Source organism: Deinococcus pimensis DSM 21231 (genome assembly GCF_000519345.1).
GTDB classification, from domain to species: Bacteria; Deinococcota; Deinococci; order Deinococcales; family Deinococcaceae; genus Deinococcus_A; species Deinococcus_A pimensis.
On sequence record NZ_KI912656.1, the window covers coordinates 1 to 1,987 of the forward strand.

Genomic DNA, 1,987 nt, shown 5'->3' on the forward strand with positions numbered 1-1,987 from the left:
GACGAGGCCGCCGTCACCCTCACCGCCCCGGCGGGCGGCGCGGCGAGCGGACGCGCCGGGACGCTGAGCTGGGACCTCGAGCCCCGCGAGTGAACGGGAAAAGGCACGCGCGGCCGTGCCGTTCGGGCCTGGGGCGTTCCCGCGTCTCTCCTTGCCTTGGGTCTTCGCCAGCCGGGGCGGCCCGGCTGTCCGGGCCTGGGGCGTTCCCGCGTCTCTGCTTGCCTTGGGTCTTCGCCAGCCGGGGCGGCCCGGCTGTCCGGGCCTGGGGCGTTCTCGCGTCTCTCCTTGCCTTTATTCCCACTCGATGGTCGCGGGTGGCTTCCCGGTGATGTCGTACACCACGCGGCTCACCTCGTGCACGTGGTTCACGATGCGCAGGCTGACCGTGTCGAGGAACTCGTACGGCAGACGCGTCCACTCGGCCGTCATCCCGTCGATGCTGCTCACGGCGCGCAACGCGACGAGGTGGCGATAGGTGCGCTCGTCGCCCATCACGCCGACGCTCTGGATGGGCGTGAGCACCGCGAGCGCCTGCCACGTCTGGTCGTAGAGGCCGAACTCGCGCAGACCGCTGATGAAGATGTCGTCGACGCGGCGCAGCACGTCGAGCTTCTCGCGCGTGACGTCCCCGAGGATGCGGATCGCGAGGCCCGGGCCGGGGAAGGGATGGCGGGTGCGGATCTCGTCCGGGAGGCCGAGCAGCTGCGCGATCTCGCGCACCTCGTCCTTGAAGAGCGTCCGGAAGGGCTCCACGAGTTTGAAGCCGAGGTCCTCGGGGAGGCCGCCGACGTTGTGGTGACTCTTGATGTTCGCGGCGCCCTCGCCGCCCGCGCTCTCGATGACGTCCGGGTAGAGGGTGCCCTGCGCGAGGAACTCGAAGGGGCCGTGCGTGCGCGCCTCGCGTTCGAAGGCGCGGATGAACTCCCGGCCGATGATCTTGCGTTTCGTCTCGGGGTCGCTGACACCCGCGAGGTGCTCCAGGAAGACGTCCGAGGCGTCCACCGTGACGAGGTTCACGCCGAGGGGCCGCAGGGCGTGCTCGACCTGCTCGCGCTCCCCGAGCCGCAGCAGCCCGTGGTCGATGAACACCGCCGTGAGGCGGTCCCCGATGGCGCGCGCGAGGAGCAGCGCGAGGGTGCTGGAGTCCACGCCGCCGGAGATGCCGAGCAGCACGCGGCCCTCCTCGCCGACCTGATCCCTGACCCCCTGGGTGAGTTCGTCGACGATGTGCTGCGGCGTCCAGTCGCGCGCGGCGCCGCACAGGTCGAGGAAGTTCGCGAGGAGCTGCCCGCCCTTGGGCGTGTGCACGACCTCCGGGTGGAACTGCACGCCGTAACGGCGCCGCTCCCGGTGCTCGATGGCGGTGACGGGCGTGTCGGTGGTGGTCGCGACGACCTCGTAGCCGGGCGGGAGGTCCGTGACGGAGTCGCTGTGGCTCATCCACGCGACGAACTCGCCCGAGATGCCCTCGAAGAGCGCGCCGCCGTACTCGCCGAGCTCGGCCTTGCCGTACTCGCGCTTCCCGGCGCGTTCCACGCGTCCGCCCGCGTGCTGCGCGAGGTACTGCATGCCGTAGCAGATGCCGAGGACGGGCACGTCGAGGTCGAGGACGCCGTCGGCGGGACGGGGGGCGCCCGCGTCGTAGACGCTGCTGGGCCCGCCGGACAGGACGATCCCGACGGGGTTCTCCCGCTGGATGCGTTCCAGGCTGGCGTTGCCGGGCAGGATGACGCTGTACGCGCCGAGCTCGCGGAAGCGGCGCGTGATGAGTCGCGTGTACTGGCTGCCGAAGTCGAGGATGACCAAGCTCACGGGGGTCATTGTCGCACGGCCACGCCTCCGGTCACGCGGGGCGGCGCTAGCGGGGCAGGTTCAGCGTGACGGACGCGTCGCGCGGCACGCGGAACACGACGAGGCCCGGCTCGAAGCCGCTGGCCTGCACGCGCACCTGGTACGTGCCGGGCGCGTCGGGGAGGCGCAGGGTGCC

The 1,987-nt window shown here is 71.6% G+C and carries 1 protein-coding gene; it reads right to left on the reverse strand.

The features are described from left to right. Positions 1-291 precede the first annotated feature (291 nt). On the reverse strand, positions 292-1,812 hold the full coding sequence (gene guaA / locus DEIPI_RS0115920) for a glutamine-hydrolyzing GMP synthase (RefSeq protein ID WP_027482430.1): 1,521 nt from the start codon (positions 1,810-1,812) through the stop codon (positions 292-294). Positions 1,813-1,987: the final 175 nt, after the last annotated feature.